Consider the following 18,422-nt stretch of genomic DNA (forward strand, 5'->3'; position numbering starts at 1 on the left):
TCCGTGACGGAGGCGTTCCGCCGATGCGCATCGACAACGATCCCAAGCTCGATTTCGACGACGTCTTGATCCGACCCAAGCGGTCCGAGGCGCCGAGCCGGGCGTCGGTCGACCTGAAACGCCAGTACCGATTCCTCAACAGCGATGCGGTCTGGAGCGGCGTTCCGATCGTCGCCTCGAACATGGACACCGTCGGCACGCTGGCCATGGCCGAGGCGCTCGGGCCGGAAATGCTGACTTGCTTGCACAAGTATTATTCCGAGGATCAGTTGATCCGCTTCTTCCGCGACGAGGCTCGCTGCTCGAGCGCGTTCTTCACGCTGGGCCTCAAGGACGACGAGTTCGACAAGCTCCGCGCCGTGAAGGCGAAGGCCGACGTCCGCCTCGTGTGCATCGACGCGGCGAACGGGTACACCAAGTATTTCGTCGAGCACGTCAAGCGAATTCGCGGGGCCTTCCCCGAGCTGACGATCATGGCGGGGAACGTGGCGACGCCCGACATGGTTCAGGAGCTGTTCATCTCCGGCGCGGCCGACATCGTGAAGATCGGCATCGGGCCGGGGAGCGTCTGCACCACGCGGCGCACGACCGGGGTGGGCTACCCGCAGCTCTCGGCGATCATCGAGTGCGCCGACGCCGCTCACGGGTTGCGCGGCCACGTCTGCGCCGACGGCGGCTGCCGGTTCCCCGGCGACGTCGTCAAGGCGTTCGCGGCCGGGGCCGATTTCGTGATGCTCGGCGGAATGCTCGCCGGTCATGACGAATGCGAGGGCGAGTGGGTCGAGGAAGACGGCCGCCGCGTCGCGCTGACGTTCTACGGCATGTCGAGTCGCGAGGCCCTCGACAAGTACGCCGGGGGTCGCAAGGACTATCGAGCCTGCGAGGGCCGCGCGGTCTCGGTGCCGTACAAGGGGCCGGTCAAGGAGACGATCCAGGAGATCACCGGTGGCATCCGCAGCGCATGCGCGTACGTCGGCGCCACCCGGCTGAAAGACCTCACCAAGTGCACGACGTTCGTGATCTGCCAGCGGCCGCATGGAAGCATGTTCGCGTAAAGCCTCGTTATGTCTCGACGACCAACCCGTCGCGCATCCGCACGACCCGCCCGGCGGCGGCGGCGACCTCGGCGCTGTGGGTGACGGTCACGAGCGTCAATCCTCGGCTCCGTCGCAGGTCTTCGAGGAGGCGAAGGATCTCGTCCTGATTGCGGCTGTCGAGATTACCCGTCGGTTCGTCGGCCAGCAGCACACTGGGCTCGTTGGCGAGGGCGCGGGCGATCGCGATCCGCTGACGTTCGCCGACTGAAAGTCGTGTCGGCCGATGGTTCCGCCGATGCGCCATGCCGACCTGTTTGATGAGTTCCTCGGCTCGGCTCGCGCGTTCACGGGGCGTCCAGGGGGTTTCGAACATCGGGATCTGGATGTTCTCGACGGCTGAGAGCGTCGTCAGCAGATGGAACGATTGGAAGACGAAGCCGATCTCGCGGGCGCGGTACTGGTCGCCGTCGAGCTTCGCCAGGGGCGTTCCGCGGAAGAAGACCTCGCCCTCGGTGGGGCGGTCGAGGCCGCCGAGCAGATGGAGCAGCGTCGTCTTGCCGCACCCGCTGGGGCCGACGACGGCCACCGACTCGCCGGCGGCCACCTGGAGCGAAACCCCGCGCAGGGCCGCGACCTCGCCGTCGGGGTAAAGCTTGCTCAGCCGCTCGCCGCGAAGGACGGGCGCGTCGGTGTGATCGTGTGGGTCACTCATGGCGAAGCGCCTCGCTCGGGTCGAGGGCGGCGGCGCGGACCGCCGGGTAGATGCCGCCGAGGACGCTCAGCACCAGGCCGAGCACCAGGCCGAACGCCAGGACCGGCGGCGGCACGCTGGGGTCGATGAACCCGCGCGCCGTGGGCGCCAGCATGAGGCAGCGCATTCCGACCAGGGCCAGTATCATCCCCATGATCGCTCCCAAAACGCCGAGGCACACCGCCTCGCCCAGAATCAACGACAAGACCCGCCGCCGCTTCCAGCCCAGGGCGCGAAGGACGCCGATCTCTTGCGTGCGCTCGAACACCGTCATGATCATCGTGTTGAGCATCCCGACCGATCCGAGCAGCACGGCCAGGGCCGTCGTGGCCCCGGCCATCACCCGGACGAGCCGAAGCTGAACGTCGCGCTCCACCTGGTCGCGGGCCGGCGTGGCCGCGACGCCTGGTATCGCCGACTCGATCCGCTTCCGCAAGGCGGCGACGTCGTCCGCGGCCGACGAGCGAGCCTGGATCACGAACCCCGTAACCTGGCCTTCGCGCCCCATCATGTGTTGAAGCGTCGCCAGCGGCACGATCAGCGCGCCGCTCTCGAACAGGCTGTCGCTCTCGTAAACGCCGATCACCTGGTACGGCTCGCCCGCCACGTCGAGCGCGTCGCCGACCTTCTTGCCAAGGTTCAGGGCGAGCACCCGCCCGAGCAGGGCGACGTTCTTCTCGTCGGGTCGGAACGTCCGGCCTTCGAGGATGTGCGAGCCGCGAAAGAGCAGGCTGCCGCTTTCCCAGCCGTTGATCAGGGCGCTGGCGATGTTCGCTTGCTCGAAGCCGACGACGTCCATGAGCGAGGGGGCGACGGCGGCCACGCCCTCGATTTCGCGGATGCGGTCGCCGAGCTTCTGGTCGAGCGTGCTCGAAAGCTGGTTGGTGATCCCCGCGCGGACCACCACCAGATCGATGCCCTTGCCGACGTACAGCGTCATGAACGCGCGCTCGAAGTTCCAGGAGACGCCGACCAGGTCGAGCACGGCGGCGATCGCCACGGCGAGGCCGGCGGCCGTGAGGATCGTGCGCGTGCGGCGCCGGAACAGGTTGCGGAGGATCAGGGTGGAGAAACGCATGAGATTCCGTGAATTCCAAAGCGGACGTGTCAGCCGGGGACGCGGCCGACGAGGACGTAGCCGAGCCCGCGCCAGACCTCGTGGTATTCGACGCCCGGCATCACCCGCTCGGCGATCGCTCGGACGTCCAAATCGCGATAGCGCTCGACCATGTCGGTGAACGGGTCTCCCAGATGCATCAGCCGCGAGACGATCCAGCGGTCGAGCGCCGGGACGCCGAGCTTGTGGCCGATCATGCGGTCGGTGAGGTTCGGCATCTCGTCGGAGATCACGATCGTTCCGCCGGGACGGGTCGCGCGAACCATCTCGCGCAGCGAGCCCTCGGGGTCGTTGAAGTAATTGAAGGCGCCGATGCTCAGAACCGCATCGAACTGGGCGTTGTGAAGCGGCAGGTTCTCGGCCTCGCCCTGGATCAAGCGGACCGTCTTGCCTTGGGTTCGCGGCCTACACGCGGCGAGCTGCGTCCAGGAGACGTCGACGCCCACGACGTCCCAATCATTGGGCATCCACGGCAGATAAACGCCGTCGCCCACAGCCACGTCGAGCAGCTTCAAACCCGGCTGCGAGGGCAGGTGCCGGAGCACCTGGTTGCGCGCCCGCTTCTCGCCGCCGTTGCACCACCAGGTGAGCTTTTCCCAGAACCGGAACCGGGGCCAGAGCGGGCTGTCGTAGAAGTCCTGCGCGACGCGGTTGTTCTCGTCGCTCCACGCCTTGACGATCAAGACGTCGTCGCGGATCGGATACGGCGTGCCGCATCCGACGCACGACAGGCCCGCGTCGGATGCCGCCAGATCGCCCGAGCACGACGGGCACCGAAACGCCCGCAGATCACCCGTCCAGGGACTCGCGGCCTGGGATTGCATCGAAGCCGTCGCCATGTTCACTGTCCTTTGTTTGTTGTCAGGTTCGTTCATCCCGACGCCTCGATTCCTGGATGAACCAGGCAATAGCCGAGTCGGCTCCAGATGTTGCGGCTCGTCGCCGAGGGCCAGGTCGCCCTGGCCACGGCTTCCGGATCGACGTCGTACTGCAAGACCATCTCGACGAATTCGCGATCGAGCCCGAGCCCGCGGAGCCAGAACGCGTCGATCGCGGGAACGCCGATCAAGTGGCCGATCCCCGCGTGGTGCATGCCGGGCGTCTCGTCGGCCACGACCACCGGGCCGCCCGCCTTCGTGACGCGCCTCATCTCGCGGAGCGCGGCGGCGTGGTCGTTGAAGTACGTGAAGCCGCCGATCGCGTAGCAGACGTCGAAAGTCTCGTCCGCGAACGGCAGATTCTCTCCCTCGGCCCACGCCAACCGGCCCTTCATGCGCGGATGCCGCTCCTGACAGGCGACGAGCTGCGTGCGCGCGACGTCGACCCCGTAAACGTCCCACGACTCAGGTAGATATGCGAGGTTGTCGCCGTCGCCGATGCCGACCTCGAGCGCCCGTACCTCGGGACGGTCGATCGCCAGGACGTGCCGGAGGATCTGCAATCGCGCCCGCCGGGCGCCTCCCTGGAGCGTCAGGAACAGCCGTTCCCACTTGCGGAATCGAACCCAGCCGGAACCGTCGTAGAACGCCGCGTTGATCCGATTTCGCCCTACAAGCGGGCCGATCGCTTCCAGGATCTGGTCACGCGTCGGATAGGAACGACCGCATGTGAGGCAAGCGTCCCGCCCCCGCAACGGTGCGCGACAGCCGAGGCAGACGGCGAGGTCGGCGAGCGTCGGTTCCGTTTCGGAGCGGGTCGCTGGCATCGAGAAATCCTTGAGCGATGATCTCAGTGGTTAGAAGTCGACCGACAGGGCTTCGGGTCCCGCTTTCCGCATCATCCAGTCGAAGAGGAAGTCGGGCGTGACCTTGAGCACGGCCAGACCGATCCGCATCGAGAACGGGAAGACGCAGTTGCGAGGGCGCCGGAGGACCGCGCGGGCCAGGTGCTTGGCCGCGACCTCGGGCTCCAGCATGTCGATCTTCCGCTTGTAGGGGATGCCGGTGCTCATCGCCGTGCGGACGAAACCGGGGCAGACCGTCGTGATGGTGACGCCTCGCCGCGCCAGGCCGGGCCGCAGCGCTTCGAGGTAGGCGATCAGGGCGGCCTTCGACGCCGAGTACGAGATCATCCAGGGGAACCCGCGATAGCCCGCCAGGCTGGCGACTCCGACGAGATGCCCTCGGCCGCGGGCGATCATGCCCGGCAAGACGGCCTCGATCGATTCGGCCACGCCGAACAGGTTGACGTCGAAGGTTTTTCGAAGCGTGTCGAGGGCCAGGTCGGGCACGAGCGTCAGTCGGCCGAACCCCGCGCAGGCGACGAGGACGTCGATCGGCCCCACGGCGGTTTCGACCGCCGCGATCGCCTCGCGAAGCGACTCGCGCTGACAGACGTCTCCGATCTGGATCGAGAACCTGGCGCCGAGCTTCCTCAACTCGTCGCCCAGCGACTCCAGGTTGGGGACGTCGACGTCGAGCAACCCGAGCGGGACGTTTTTCCGAGCCAGTTCCAGGGCGGTCGCGCGACCGATTCCGTTGGCCGCGCCGGTGATCAAAACGACGGGTGAAGTCGAAGCGGTCATGAGCAGACCTCCTGCCGCTCGGCGGGCTGAAGGCTTTCGAGGTACGCGCGGACGGCGGCGTTGAAAGCCTCCGGGTTCTCTTCGGGGGCGCGGTGCTGGGCGTCAGGGATGCGCCGTCCCTGACATTGCGGCAGGTGTTGAACCAGGTAGTCGGCCGTCGACAGGAACGGCGAGTTCTCGCCGTAGAGCGCCAGGCAGGGGACGGAGACCTGGGCGATCGACTCGGCCGAGAGGCCGTCGGCGAGCTTGGAATCGTGGCCGCAGGTCGTCCGCGCCAGCCGGAGCACGCGGTTGAGCCCCGGCAGGCCGACGGCCTGACGGAACGCGAGGAGCTTCTGATCGTCGAGATGGAGGACCTGGTCGAAGAAGCTGGTGAGGTCGTACCAGGTGTCGGCCGAGAGCGACACGCCGGCCTCCTCGGCCTCCTTGCGGAAGTTCTGCCAGTGCCCCCACCGGCTCACGTCTTCCAGGTGGCGCAACGACGGGAAATAGGGGTCGGAGAGCACGATCGCCTCGACCCGATCGGGAGCGATCACGGCCGCGTGCGTGGCGATCACGGCGCCGAAGCTATGGCCGACCAGACGGGCCCGAGGGATCTCCAGCTCGTCGAGCAGGGCGAGCAGGTCGTGGGCGTGTTCGAGCGACGTGTAACCCGTCGCCGGCGCGTCGGTGTAGCCGTGGCCGCGCAGGTCGTAGGCCGTCACGCGGAAGCTTTCGGCCAGCATCGCGAAGGTCTTCGCCAGGAACCAGATCGACATGTCGCCGGTCAAGCCGTGGATCAGCACCACGTCGGGGCCGTCGCCTGCTTGCTGAACGTGGAAGGTCAGGCCGTTGGCTGTCATTCGAGGCATGAGCGTATCCACACACCAGAGAAGAAAGTGAATAACCGGTCGACTTGGTTTAAAGGTTCTGCTGAAGGAATACGACCAGCTCGCCGACCGTCAGGTCGCGTTCGGCGCGGCCGCCCAGCTCGGCCAGCAAGTCGTTGAACGGCAGGGGCCGGCCGTAGCGCTTTTGAAGCTCTTCGCCGAGGACCACCGCGTCGATCGACGCGAGGCCGAGATCGGCGAAGAACCGCGTCGCCGGCGTGATCGGGTCGACCGGCTCGACGCCCAGGCCGTCGCGGAACACTTGCCGCAAGTCGTCGAGGATTTCCATGTCGCTTTCGTTTGTGGCAGCATTCATGATGTGGTTATGCCTCCGCTCCCAGGGTCCACGCCCAGGCGTGGTCTTTCCTACGGTTCGTGTGGACGATCAGATCGACCCGATCGCGGACGTGGACCAGCACGGTTCCGGCCTCGAAATCGACGCGCCGCGCCTCGACCCGGCTCGGTTCGGCGGTCGGCCCGATTCCGATCGACTTGGCCGCCGCCTGCTTGGCCGCCGCGAGCCGGGCGGCCCATTCCAAGGCGTCGGACGGGGCGGGCTGCGCGAGCAACGTTCGCTCGTGAGGTGTGAAAGCCGAGGCCGCGAAGTCGTCGGACCGCTCGTCGATGGCGACGACGTCGACGCCCGGCCGCGCGTCGGGACCGTGAGCCGCCAGGGCCACGGCGACCCCCTCCGCGTGGGCGATCGAAACCGCCGGCGGATCGTCGAGGTCGGGCCGGGCCAGATCGGCGACTCGCGGTTGGCCGTCGGCGTCGTGAGTTATGACGAGGTCGGCCGGGAAGCGCGGCGGCCCCCCCTGCTCCAGCCAGATTCGTCGGACCGCCTCCTTGGCGGCGGTTCGTCCCCAGAGTCGGTGCGTGCGGCGAACGTCCGGGCCCCCCTGCGCCAGGGTTTCGGCCGACTCGTCGGGCCCTAGCTGAATCCGCTCCAGGACGTCGCGCCATACGGGCCGCGCCATGTCGATCGGCGGCGCGAGCCAGACGGCCGAGGCGACTCGCGGGGAGAGCCCCTCCAGCGGCAACGGCTCGCCGATCAGGACCGAGTCCGGCGCGCGAAAGACGTCGCGATACCGCGAGGGCCAGTAGAACCGCCAGTCCTGCCAGTCCTCGACCCGCAGCCAGACCCGGCCGTCGGGCCGGATCAACTCGGCGTCGACCTGCACGCGGTGCCGTTCGATCTCACGAATGTGGATGCGGCAGACGGTCGAGTCACCCACCTCGGGGCGTTCGCCGTGGATCGTCAGCCCTCCCATGCGGAGCGGGAAGATCACGTCGCCTTGCTCGAAGACGTCGAGCCCCCAGCAGCCGAGAAGCTGCGTGAAGCCGTCGAGCGCGACCGGGTCGGTGTGGAGCCGCGAGGGCGATCCCGGCCGAAGCAGGTGCTCCAGCGGACGGAGGGCGATCGTTCCGCTGATCCCTTCTTCGCCGACCGATCCCAGCTCGGTCAACGGCTGCATCGCGGGACCGTGGAACAGCCATTGCTCGTCGTACAGACGCTCGGCGGTGAACTTGCTCGGCTTCGGGTCGCTCAGGAACAGGGGCTTCGGCGCGATGGGCGGAAGCGTCCGTTCGGCGAACCGCGCGACGCCCTCGAAGACGAGTCGGCCGTCGGTCCCATCAGCGGACGCCGAGCGCTTTCGGTGGCGGAGAGAGACGCGAATCCGGCGCGGGTCGTCGGGCTCGCATTCGCCGTGCATCGCCAGGACGGCGTCAGGGTCGTAACCGACCCACTTGTGCGCCTGGACGTCCTCCAGCCCCTCGAGCACGAGACCGACGGGGGCGACGAGACTCCCTACTTGCGCCACCATCTCGGCCATCACGAAGAAGGGCAAAACCGCGAGCCCCTTCCGTTCCGGATCGAGGGCCGAGACGCGACGGCCGCCGAGGGTGTGATCGGCCGCGATCGGATCGTTGGATTCATCAAGCAGAAATTCCGTGCTGATCCATCGTCCCGGCTCCCCCGCGAGGATCGCGCCGGCCCATGGACCGGGCTCGGGGAAGGCGGGCGCGACTTCGGCTTCGGCCTGACATCCACCGTTCGCCGCCTGGAAATAGGCGGTCATCACCTCGTTCTGAGTCTTCAAGAACGCGTTCATTGTGCTCAGATAACCGAGCACCGCTTCATCGGCGACGGCCGCGCCGGCCTCGTTCGACATCGCGAAGCCGGCGAATTCCATCGGCGGAGGAGCCACGACGGCCGCGGCGGGGGCGTCGATCGTGAGCGTGGAATCCGCACGCGGATAGCGGACGTGGCCATTTCCATTGCCGTTGAGGAAACCGTGCGGTTCGGTGTCGAAGCTCAAACGCGGCGCGGCGAGGTCGGGTTGCTTCGGATTGAGACGTCCGTTGTATTCGCGCTTCAGCGGCTCGACGGCCTTCGTCGGTTCGGACGCTAGGTCGAGTCGTTGCGGACGTCGGCGGGCGTAAAGGTAGGTCGCGTCGAGGGGCAACCCCTGGGCGAACAGGGAGGCGACGAGGTGGTTGAGCTGTTTCGTTCCTGAGCGTCGCGCCAGGTTCGCGGCGACGGCGAAGACCGGCTTGCCGCGCAGCACGTCGTCGACGTAGCCGCAGAGGTTGCCCCGGGCACCGACGTCGACGAACACGCGGAGGCCGTCGCGGTACATGGTCTCGATCGTCTCGCGGAACGCCACCGTCCGCGTCCATTGCGCGACGGCGAGTCGACGGATCGCGTCGGGTTCGTCGGGCATCCGCTCGGCGTTCGAGCAAGAATACACGCGCGTCTTCGGTCGATGGAAATCGAGGCTCGCGTAAAATGCTTCGAGGGGGCCGAGGACGGCCGAAAAGGCCGGAGTGTGATAGGCGCGGGCGAACGGCAAATCCTCGCGCATCGCGCCCGCCGCGCACAGCTCGGCGACGACCCGTTCGGTCGCGTCGGGGGGACCGGCGAGCACCACTTGATGCGGGCAGTTGTCGATCGCCACGACGACCGATCCGCCGTGCGCGCGGCAGACCGCCTCGGCTTGCGCCCGGTCGACGCCGACGGCGGTCAATCGGGCCTGGGGGATCGTCCCCTCGGCTTCGAGCTTGCGGAAGATCGTGGCCAGACGGCTGAGCGCCGATTCCAGCGACCGTTCGGTTTCGAGCGTCCCCGCGGCGGCCAGGGCAGGAAGCTCGCCGCTGCTGTGGCCGACCACGGCGTCGGGCCGCAGCCCCAGCCGCGACAAGACCTGGAACATCCCCCACTGCGACGAGAGCACGGCCGTGACCGCCGTGTCGGTCGCCCAGAGCGCATCGGGCGAGGACGACGCGGCGCCGAAAAGATGTCGGCTCGGCGGCACGGCTTCTCCCGACTCGCGGGCGATCCGGTCCGCCGTGTCGAGCACCGCGCGCAACTCGGGGAAATGCGGGCAGAGGTCGGCCAGCATCCCGGGATACTGCGAGCCTTCGCCGGGGAAGAGGAAGGCGAGCGTACCGTCGCCCTGACGTCCCGGCGGGTCGTGCCAGAAGTAGAGCCCGCGAGCGTCACGCACCCGCTGGCACGAGTCGTTGCGGAGGCACGGCTCGATCGTCTCCAGATGCTTCATCAACTCGTCGAACGAGCCCGCGACGAGGCCGAGGCGAACCTTCCCGTCCTTCGGCTCGCGCCCCGTGTTAAGCGTGTGGGCGAGGTCTTTCAGGTTGATGCGGTCGCGACCTCGGCGTTGCAATTGTTCACGAAGCTCGCGGACCCGATCGGCCAGGGCGGATCGATCGTCGGCCGCGAGGAGGAAGGCTTCGCAATCCCAGTTCGGCAGCGCGCCCGGGGTTATCTGATCAGCCGACGCGGCGTGTTCTTCGAGGACGGCGTGGGCGCAGAGGCCGTGAGGGCCGGAGGCATGGACGCCCGCGCGCCGCGGCGCATCGGGATCGCCGTGAATCCACGGACGTGGAGCGGTCAGGACCTCAAAGCCGTCGGAGATCGCCAGCGACTGCGGGCGGTCGTCGGATCGCGTCGGCGGTGAGAGGCGATGATGCAGGGATAAGGCCGCCTTGATCAATCCGTCCATTCCGGCGGTGGAAGCCGCGCCCAGAACGCGAACGCCGGCGTCGGGCGGCGGAAAGACCGCGCGAACCGCCCGCAGCTCGGCGGGGAGGCCGCGCGCCTCGATCAGTCCCACGGTCTCGGGCTTCGCTCGGGCGGTGCGGCAGGCGCGACGGATGGCTCGGACGCAGCGGGCCGCCGGCCCGCTCCCGTCGTCGCCGAAGCCGATTCCCTTGATGATCGCATAAACGCGGTCGCCGTCGCGTTTGGCGTCGCGCAGCCGTTTGAGGGCGACCGCTCCGACGCCCTCGTCAACGGTGACGCCGACGGCCACCGCGAGATCGGCGTGCCGCTCGATCAACTCGCGGCTCGCCAGATCGATCGCGGCCATCGACGCAATGCCAACGTCGCGGAGCAAGCTCGCGCTCGTCCAGTTCATCTGGTCGACGTGATCCCGGATCGCGTCGTGATCGCAGCCGCCCCCTGATCCGACGACCACCTCGACGCGGTCGCTGCTCAGGCGTCCCGGGTCGACGCCGGCGTCGGCCAAGGCGGAGTGGACGACGTCGCCGATCGGCAAGACGTCGGGCTTGGCTCGATCGCTGGTCGCGTCGCGATTGGCCAGGACGTCGGCCCAGAACGCGAACAGATCGACGGCGCCTGGAAAGCCGCAGCCCATGCCGACGATGGCGACGTCATAGGGCCGTCGTCGATTCATCGCAGGGCCTCCGCCCGGGGCGCGTTTCGCTTCATCGGGCCGTCAAGGCCGCCAAGATGGCTCGCGAGCACGACCTCGACGTCTCCCTTGCGACCGCGCGTCAACTCGTCGAAGAGCGCGGCGACTCCCGCCTTGGGAGCGATCATCCCCAGGCCCCGGGCGTCGAGCACCGCTTCCAGGTCGGAGACCATGCCGACGCCCGACCACGGTCCCCAGTTCGCCGCGAGGACGCGGCCCGGCCACCGGCCGTCAAGCCAGACGGCCAGCTTGTTGAGCACGTCGTTGGCCGCCGCGTAATCGGTCTGACCCTTGTTGCCGAATCGACCGGCGATCGACGAGAAGAAGATCGCGAACCGAATGAGTTCCGGCCTGACGAGCCGGACCAGGTTGAGCGCGCCGTCGACCTTTGGGCTGAAGACGCGATCGAACGACTCAATGGATTTATCGCGAGCCAGCTTGTCCTGGATCAACCCCGCGCCGTGGATCAGACCCACGGGGTCGCCGAAGCGACGTCGCCAGTCGGTCGCCAAGCGCTCGAGACCCGCCGTGTCGCGGACGTCGATCTGGGCGTACTCGACGCGCGATCCCAGCGCCTGAAGCTCCGCGATGTTGGCGCGGGCCTCGCGCGCCTTTCGGAGCGCCTGGTAGGCCTGTTCGATCTTCGCGGGGCCGCTCTCTTGACCGGCTCGACGGAGCTTTTCGTGGAGTGCCGTCTTGAGGTGGGCCGGATGCGCGATCGCGTCGAGCCGAGGGTCGTCGACGTCGCCGGTCAGTGGCGACGTGCCGATCAGGAGCAGCGTGGGCCGCCATCGCCGGGCTAGCTCGGCCGCCGCCAGTGCGGTGATCCCTCTCGCCCCACCGGTGATCCAGATCGGCTCGCCCGGGCTCAGATGGAAGTCGTTCGGGACCGCGGGCAACGACTTTGAGACCGCCTTCAACCGAACCCGGCGGTCGCCAAGGTAGCCGACCTCCGACCACTTGTCGTCGAACCAGAGTTCGGCGAGGAGTCGGCCGGCGATGCTGGCTGTCGCGAGGTTCGGGTCGAAGTCGACGACGCGGGCCCGGACGCGGGGCCACTCGCGAGCGAGCGTCTTCATCAGTCCGGCGACGGCGCCGTGGCCGGGGAAGAAATCGGCCGAGGTTCGCGCCGCGCTGGCGAATGCTCCTCCCATCGCGGTCGCCGAGATCAGGCAGGCGCCGCCGCGTCGCGAGGCCCGTTCGAGGTCGCCGGCCGCCGCCTTGGCCAGCACGAACAGGCCGCGCGCCTCGGACGTCATTCGATCCGTCCAGCCGGTCGGATCCAGTTCGAGACTTCTTCCCGAGCGCAGCGGTTGGGCGTGGACCAGGCCCGCGATCACGTCGCCTTGGCGGGCGTGGCGGTACGCGGCCTCGACCGACGCCGGCGACGACCAGTCGATCTCGGAGTCTCGACCCCCCAGGAAGGCGACCCGACATCCTTTCGCCCGGACCTGCTCGGCTAGCGCGGCCGACGTTCCGCGATCGTCTTCGACGATCATCACCGTGGAGCCGAGCGGTAGTCCGCTCTCGTCCTCGGCCATCGGCGCATCGACGGCTTCAAGCAGGAGCCTTCGGATTCCGTCGTGCGGCTCGGTCTCGGCCGACTTCATTCCCTCCTGGGTCGGCGCGGGAGCGACTGGGGGCGCGGGAGTCGGGGGAGCGGCGACGTCGGGCGCGTCGGTTCGGCCGAGCAACTTCTCGACCCGATCGACGATCGCGCCCAGAGTCGCGGCGCGGGTGAGGGCGTCCATACTTTCGGGATCGGAGGCCGACGCGAGACGAGGGAAGACGTCGCGCAATTTGCCGAGGATCTCGACGCGCTTGATCGAGTCGATGCCGAGGTCGGCCTCGATGTCGAGCCCGAGTTGAAGGACTTCCAGAGGATACCCCGTGCGGTCGCGAACGATCTCCAGAAGCTTGGCCGCGATGACATCCCGATTGGCCGGTTCGGACGTGGCGGCCGGGCTCGGCGCGATGGCGACTGGCGCGACCGGGGGAGCCGGCTCGGACGCGGACGGAGCGACCGACGGACGGCTTTCGACGACGGGCGGCGGTGTGAAGACCGGCGCGGGAGGAGCGGGAGTCGTCCTCGGCGCCGTGGTCGTCGGAGCGGCGGACTTGCCGGTCAAGTACGCCAGCATCGTCGCCTGCTGGACTTCGAGGAACGTCCGCATCGTCTCCTGGAACGCGGCCATCACGCGCTCGGAGGCGCCCGACGGAGTCGGGGTCGACGGCGCGGGCGTGGCGGCCGCGGCTTGTTTGTGCGGCTTGCCGTTGACTGCGGGCGGAGGAGACGTTGTCTGGTTCATGTTCGCTTCGACCCGAGGTAGGGAGACGACAGGCTTGGGCGTGGTGGTTGAGGGTTTCGGCTGGATGTTCGCCTGGCCGAGCCGGCGCGGCTCGGGAGCGTTCAGCGGCCGGGCGCGGCTGCCGTTGACCATCCAGGTCGAAGGGCTGAGCGGCGGCGAGCCGTCGCCCGCCGGCAACGTCGCGAGGTCGAGCCGCGCATCGGATCGGCCCCGCGTGAGACGTTCCAGCTTCAAGGAGAGCCCGGCCGCCGCGAGCCGGGCGAGGGCGTGCAGCAAGCTGACCAGGCTCGATCGCCCCGGACCGCCGCCATCGCACGAAACCGCGACATGGGGGCGGTCGCCCAGGATCGAATCGACCAGGCCCGAGAGGACCGAGCCGGGACCGACCTCGATGAAAACCCGCGTCCCTTGCTCGTGCATGGCCGCGATCATGTCGGAGAAACGAACGGGTTCGACGACGTGATCGCCCAGGCGACCGGCGATCGCCTTCAAGTCGGTCGGGTGGGGCCTGGCGTCGAGGTTCGAGAACACCGGCCGCCCCGGCGCGGCGATCAGTCGATCGGCGGCGAGCCGGGTCAAGGGCTCGCGGGCGGCGTCCATCCGTTCCGTGTGAAAGGCGCAGGCCACGGGCAGGCGTCGGCCGCGAACGTTTCGCCCTTGGGCGCGGTCGACGACGGCCTGGACCGACGCCTCCGAGCCGGCGACGACGGTTTGAAGCGGGCCGTTGAAGTTCACGGCCGCGACGTCTTTCAGGTCGCCGATCAAGGAACGGACGGTCTTCGCGTCGGCCGCGAGGGCGGCCATCGCGCCGGGGTTTCGGCCGGCGGCGTCGCGGAGCAATCGCCCTCGCGTCAGCGAAAGCTCGACCAGGCCGCGGACGTCGAGCGCGCCGGCCTCGTGCAGCGCGACGAGTTCGCCGTAGCTGTGACCGGCGACGACGTCGGCGGCGAGTCCCAGGCTTGCCAGCAGCCGCGAGAGCCCGAGGCTCGCCGCGCCGAGGGCCGGCTGAGCGATCTCGGTGGCTCGCAACGCGTCGGTCTGGGCGCGGCGGGCGTCGTCGTTGAAGGCGGGGGGCGGGAAGATCTTCGGGCCGATCGGCTCGCCGCCGAGGTCGCGGACGGCGGCGTCGAACTCGTCGAAGGCGCCGAGCACTTCCTCGAACGCGACCGCCAGGTCGCCGAGCATGCCGACCGCCTGAGAGCCCTGCCCCGGGAACACGAACGCGACATTGCCCCCCGCGTGCCGCGGACGCTCGGCGTAGCGGACGCCGCGCGGGTCGTCGAACGCGGCGTCCCCCTTGCGAATCGCCGACCGGGCGGTTTCCAGCTTTGTGGCCAGATCGTCGAGGCCGGTTGCGACGATCGCCAGCGTGGGGCCGTTGCCGTCGATGGGCTTCCGGCTCGCCAACGTGTGGGCGACGTCGCGGAGCGCGGGCCGCGCGCCGGCGTTCAGGCGATCGGCGAGTTGATCGAGGTCGCCAAGCAGCGACTCGCGATCGGCGGCCGACCAGACGAGCAACTCGGCGGGCCATTCGCGATCGGCGGCCCGAGTCGTCGGGATCGGATCTCGCTCATAGGCTTCCATGACGACGTGAAAATTCGTGCCGCCGAATCCGAACGCGCTGACGCCGGCGCGGCGCGGGCGTTCGAGCGAGGCGTGCAGCCAGGGGCGGGCCTCGGTGTTGAGACGAAGCGGGCCGTCGTGGAGATCGAGCTGGAGGTTCGGGGTCGTCACGCCGATCGTCGGCGGCAAGACCCGGTTGTGCAGCGCGAGCGTGGCGTGGATCAGTCCGGCCAGTCCCGCGGCGCACTTGGTGTGGCCGATCTGCGACTTGACGGAACCGACGGTGCACGAGCCTCGCTCGGCGCCCGCCTCGCGCATCAGCCGGCTCAGGGCGGCGATTTCGACGACGTCGCCGACGGCGGTCCCGGTGCCGTGGGCTTCAACGTAGCCGACGGTCGCCGGATCGACGGCCGCCTCGGCGTAGGCGCGTTCGAGGGCTCGGGTCTGGCCTTCGATTCCGGGCGCGGTCAGACCCCGGCTGCGGCCGTCGCTGGAGGAGCCCACGCCCTGGATCACGGCGTAGATGCGGTCGCCGTCGCGCTCGGCGTCGGCCAGCCGCTTGAGAATCACCGCCGTCGCGCCCTCGCTGATCACGATGCCGTCGGCGGTCGCGTCGAACGGGCGGCAGCGGCCGCGCGGCGAGAACGCTTGCGTCTTGCTGAACGCCAGATACGTGAACGGATTTTGAACCGTGTCGACGCCCCCCAGCACGACGACGTCGGCCGCCCTGCTCCGAAGCTCGCGGACCGCCAGGTTGAGCGCGGCGAGCGACGACCCGCAGGCGGCGTCGACCGTGTAGTTGGCCCCGCCGAGGTTCAGCCGGTTGGCGATCCGGCCGGCGGTGACGTTCAGGAGGAAGCCGGGGAACGAGTCCTCGGTCCACTCGGGCAAGAGCCCATCGCAGCTTTCGAGGGCCGCCGCGCCCGAGCCGGGGACGACGCCGTCGAGCATCGGCAGGTACGACTTGAAAGCGTAGCCCATCGCCACCTGCGCCGCGCCTCCGCCCATCCCGAGCACGACGGCCGTACGCTCGCGGGGGAACGGGCGGTCGGCGTAGCCGGCGTCGGCAAGCGCCGCTCGCGCTACTTCCAGGGCGAGCAACTGCGCGGGCTCGATGCTCGGCAGGCTGGACGGCGGCATGCCATAGCGGAGCGGATCGAACGGGACGTCGGGAACGAAGCCGCCCCACTTCGAGTAGATCTTGTCCGGCGCCTTGGGGTCGGCGTCGTAGTAGAGCCGCCAGTCCCAGCGGTCGGGCGGAACCTCGGTGATCGCGTCGCGGCCGTTCAGCGAGTTCGCCCAGAACGTCGCGAGATCCGGGGCGCCGGGCAGGACGGCCGACATCCCCACGATCGCGACGGCCGCGGGATCGGGCTGGCGTTCCGTCGCCTCGACGACGCCTGAGGCGAGCCGTTCGATCCAGGCGGTCGCGCCGAGGGCGACGTCTTCGTGCAGCTCGCGCATCGTCACCACGCGATCGCGCAGCGCGGCGGCCTGGCCGAGCATGTAAAGGCCGTTCGCCGCCTGCACGGATTCGGCGACGGGCGCGAGCGAGGCTTCGGAGCCGTTCTTGCGCTCTACGCCCTTGGCCGCGATCCGCAGCCGGCCGAGGTTGAGGGTCTCCAGCGACTCGCGGATCTCGTCGTGCGACTTGCGCTGGGCGATCAGCCCCGCGCGCTCGGCGGAGAAACGATCGACGAACGGCGTCTTGCCGACCCGGACGAGGTGTCCTGGGCCGGTTTCCAGCAGCACGGTCTCCCGGCACTCGGCGGCCTCGTGCTGATAGCGCGCGACGATCGCGCCGGTGGAGACGGCCTCGCGGGTGAACAGGTAGGCCGTGCCCATGAGGACGCCGATCCGAACCCCTCGCGCGGCCAAGTCGCCGGCCAGGGCCGCGACGGCCGCCGCGGATCGCGCGTCATGGATTCCGCCGGCGAACACGAGGCTGAACGACTCGGCCGCCGCGCCCGCGTCGATCGCTTTCTCGATGACGCGGCAGCCTTGCTCCCAGAGCACGAAGCTCGATCGCGGGCCGACGTGCCCGCCGCATTCCCGGCCTTCCAGGACGAACCGCCGCGACCCAGCCCGCAAGAACTGGTCGAGCAGGCCCGGGGACGGGACGTGGAGGTATGTGGCGATCCCTTCCCGCTCCAACTCGGCCGCCTGGTCGGGTCGGCCTCCCGCGATCAGGGCGAACGGCGGCTTCACCGCGAGCACGACCGCAAGCTGCTCGCGACGCAGTTCGGAAGGGACGAACCCAAGCAGGCCGACTCCCCACGATCGGCCTTCGAGCCGCCGGGCCGATTCGTTCAAGAGCCGCTCGACTTCCGCCTTTCGCAGGAGAGCCAATGCGACGAAGGGCAAGGCCCCTTCCTCGGCGACGGCCGCCGCGAACAGCGGCACGTCGCTGACCCTCGTCATCGGTCCCTGAAGGATCGGAAACCGACAACCGTGCGACTTGGCCAGGGCCGCGCTTTCGGCCATCGGTCGCGCCTTGAAGGCCCCTTGGAGTCCCGCGTCGATCGCCTTCTCAATCGTCTGGACAACGCCGCCGAGCGTGACATGGGTCGCCGCCAGCTCCGTCGCGAAGGCGGCGTCCTGGCCGATCGGCCACGCCTGTCCGGCCTTCCAGCCCACGTCGCAAGCGACGGCCCGCGTCCAGACGTCGCCGCCTCGCCGGGCCGCGTCGCGCAATCTCGAGAGGACGGGGGACGTCGGGGGGGCGTAAACGCGGATCGCGCCGTCAGCGGCCTCGATAAGTTGCGTCTCGCCGCCGTCCCAGTGCCGCAACACGTCGCGAAACGAGGCCGTCAGAGGAGATTCGCGAACCAGTAGAGCCGCCCCGTCGAGCACCACGCCCGCCGCGCCCGCCGCCACGCAGCCCGCGGCGACCCTCGGTCCGACACCGCCGCGAACCCATACGGGGAGATCGGTCCGCGCGAGGACGGCCTGAAGCAGGATGAACGCCGAATCCAGGCCGACGCGTCCGCCCGCCTCGTTGCCGACCACGATCAGACCATCGACCCCGGCCGAAACCGCCGCCTCCGCTTCCGTCGCCGATACGATCTCGCCGACGATCCGACGACCCGAGTCGTGAATCCTGGCGCATACCTCGGTCAGCATGTCGCCGTCCCAGGGGCCGGTGCAGACGACCACGGCCAGACCCGGGCCCGCCGCGTCGACCCACGGTTCGGCGATCTGATCGGCGCGCAGGCGAACCGCGTACTCGCTGTCGGCGAACCGCGTCAACGAGTCGATCGCCTTCGAGGCGTCGTCGTCGCCCGTCACGTCGAGGACGCCCAGCGCGCCACCGCGCCCGGCAGCGATCACGAACGATGCGCCGCCAGCGATTCGAGGGGCCAGGGCGAATACACGGCGTTGATTCCACAGCATCGCGTTGGCTCTCAATGAATGCGGGTCATCCATAGAGGACTATAACACCCGAAGTGAAGATGGACGTTTTGGGGCGAGTGCGAAATTTGGGTCAACGATTCATGGTGCACGATCTTTGGATCG

The 18,422-nt window shown here is 69.0% G+C and carries 10 protein-coding genes; 1 reads left to right on the forward strand and 9 read right to left on the reverse strand.

Features of this window, described 5'->3' with window-relative positions; all coding sequences use genetic code 11:
- Positions 1 to 23: 23 nt before the first annotated feature.
- Entirely contained in the window at positions 24 to 1,055 is a 1,032-nt protein-coding gene (locus tag BSF38_RS01900; RefSeq protein WP_076343206.1) for a GMP reductase, read from the forward strand.
- Between the two features lie 7 nt (positions 1,056 to 1,062).
- On the opposite strand, the gene BSF38_RS01905 is transcribed toward BSF38_RS01900, so the two are convergent.
- From BSF38_RS01905 to BSF38_RS01945, 9 genes are read right to left on the reverse strand one after another with little or no spacing between them, the layout of a single operon-like run.
- Positions 1,063 to 1,749: an ABC transporter ATP-binding protein gene (locus tag BSF38_RS01905; protein ID WP_076343207.1), complete on the reverse strand. Its 687-nt coding sequence runs from the start codon at positions 1,747 to 1,749 to the stop codon at positions 1,063 to 1,065.
- Positions 1,742 to 2,866: an ABC transporter permease gene (locus BSF38_RS01910; RefSeq protein ID WP_076343208.1), complete on the reverse strand. Its 1,125-nt coding sequence runs from the start codon at positions 2,864 to 2,866 to the stop codon at positions 1,742 to 1,744. The genes BSF38_RS01905 and BSF38_RS01910 overlap by 8 nt, the downstream gene beginning before the upstream one ends.
- 29 nt (positions 2,867 to 2,895) lie before the next feature.
- Positions 2,896 to 3,744 carry a class I SAM-dependent methyltransferase gene (locus tag BSF38_RS01915; protein ID WP_237170700.1) on the reverse strand — a complete coding sequence of 283 codons (849 nt, stop codon included), beginning with the start codon at positions 3,742 to 3,744 and terminating at the stop codon, positions 2,896 to 2,898.
- Positions 3,745 to 3,776: 32 nt separating this feature from the next.
- Entirely contained in the window at positions 3,777 to 4,610 is an 834-nt protein-coding gene (locus BSF38_RS01920) for a class I SAM-dependent methyltransferase (protein WP_076343209.1), read from the reverse strand.
- 30 nt (positions 4,611 to 4,640) lie between these two features.
- Positions 4,641 to 5,429: an SDR family NAD(P)-dependent oxidoreductase gene (locus tag BSF38_RS01925; RefSeq protein WP_076343210.1), complete on the reverse strand. Its 789-nt coding sequence runs from the start codon at positions 5,427 to 5,429 to the stop codon at positions 4,641 to 4,643.
- Entirely contained in the window at positions 5,426 to 6,280 is an 855-nt protein-coding gene (locus BSF38_RS01930; RefSeq protein WP_076343211.1) for an alpha/beta hydrolase, read from the reverse strand. The genes BSF38_RS01925 and BSF38_RS01930 overlap by 4 nt, the downstream gene beginning before the upstream one ends.
- 49 nt (positions 6,281 to 6,329) lie before the next feature.
- A complete protein-coding gene (locus tag BSF38_RS01935; protein ID WP_076343212.1) occupies positions 6,330 to 6,614 on the reverse strand; it encodes an acyl carrier protein in 285 nt (94 codons plus the stop codon).
- Between the two features lie 7 nt (positions 6,615 to 6,621).
- Positions 6,622 to 11,016 carry a type I polyketide synthase gene (locus BSF38_RS01940; RefSeq protein ID WP_076343213.1) on the reverse strand — a complete coding sequence of 1,465 codons (4,395 nt, stop codon included), beginning with the start codon at positions 11,014 to 11,016 and terminating at the stop codon, positions 6,622 to 6,624.
- The gene (locus tag BSF38_RS01945; protein WP_237170701.1) at positions 11,013 to 18,299 is read right to left on the reverse strand and encodes a type I polyketide synthase; all 7,287 of its coding nucleotides are present in this window, start codon (positions 18,297 to 18,299) and stop codon (positions 11,013 to 11,015) included. The genes BSF38_RS01940 and BSF38_RS01945 overlap by 4 nt, the downstream gene beginning before the upstream one ends.
- Positions 18,300 to 18,422 lie beyond the last annotated feature (123 nt).

The organism is Paludisphaera borealis, from assembly GCF_001956985.1.
GTDB classification, from domain to species: domain Bacteria; phylum Planctomycetota; class Planctomycetia; order Isosphaerales; family Isosphaeraceae; genus Paludisphaera; species Paludisphaera borealis.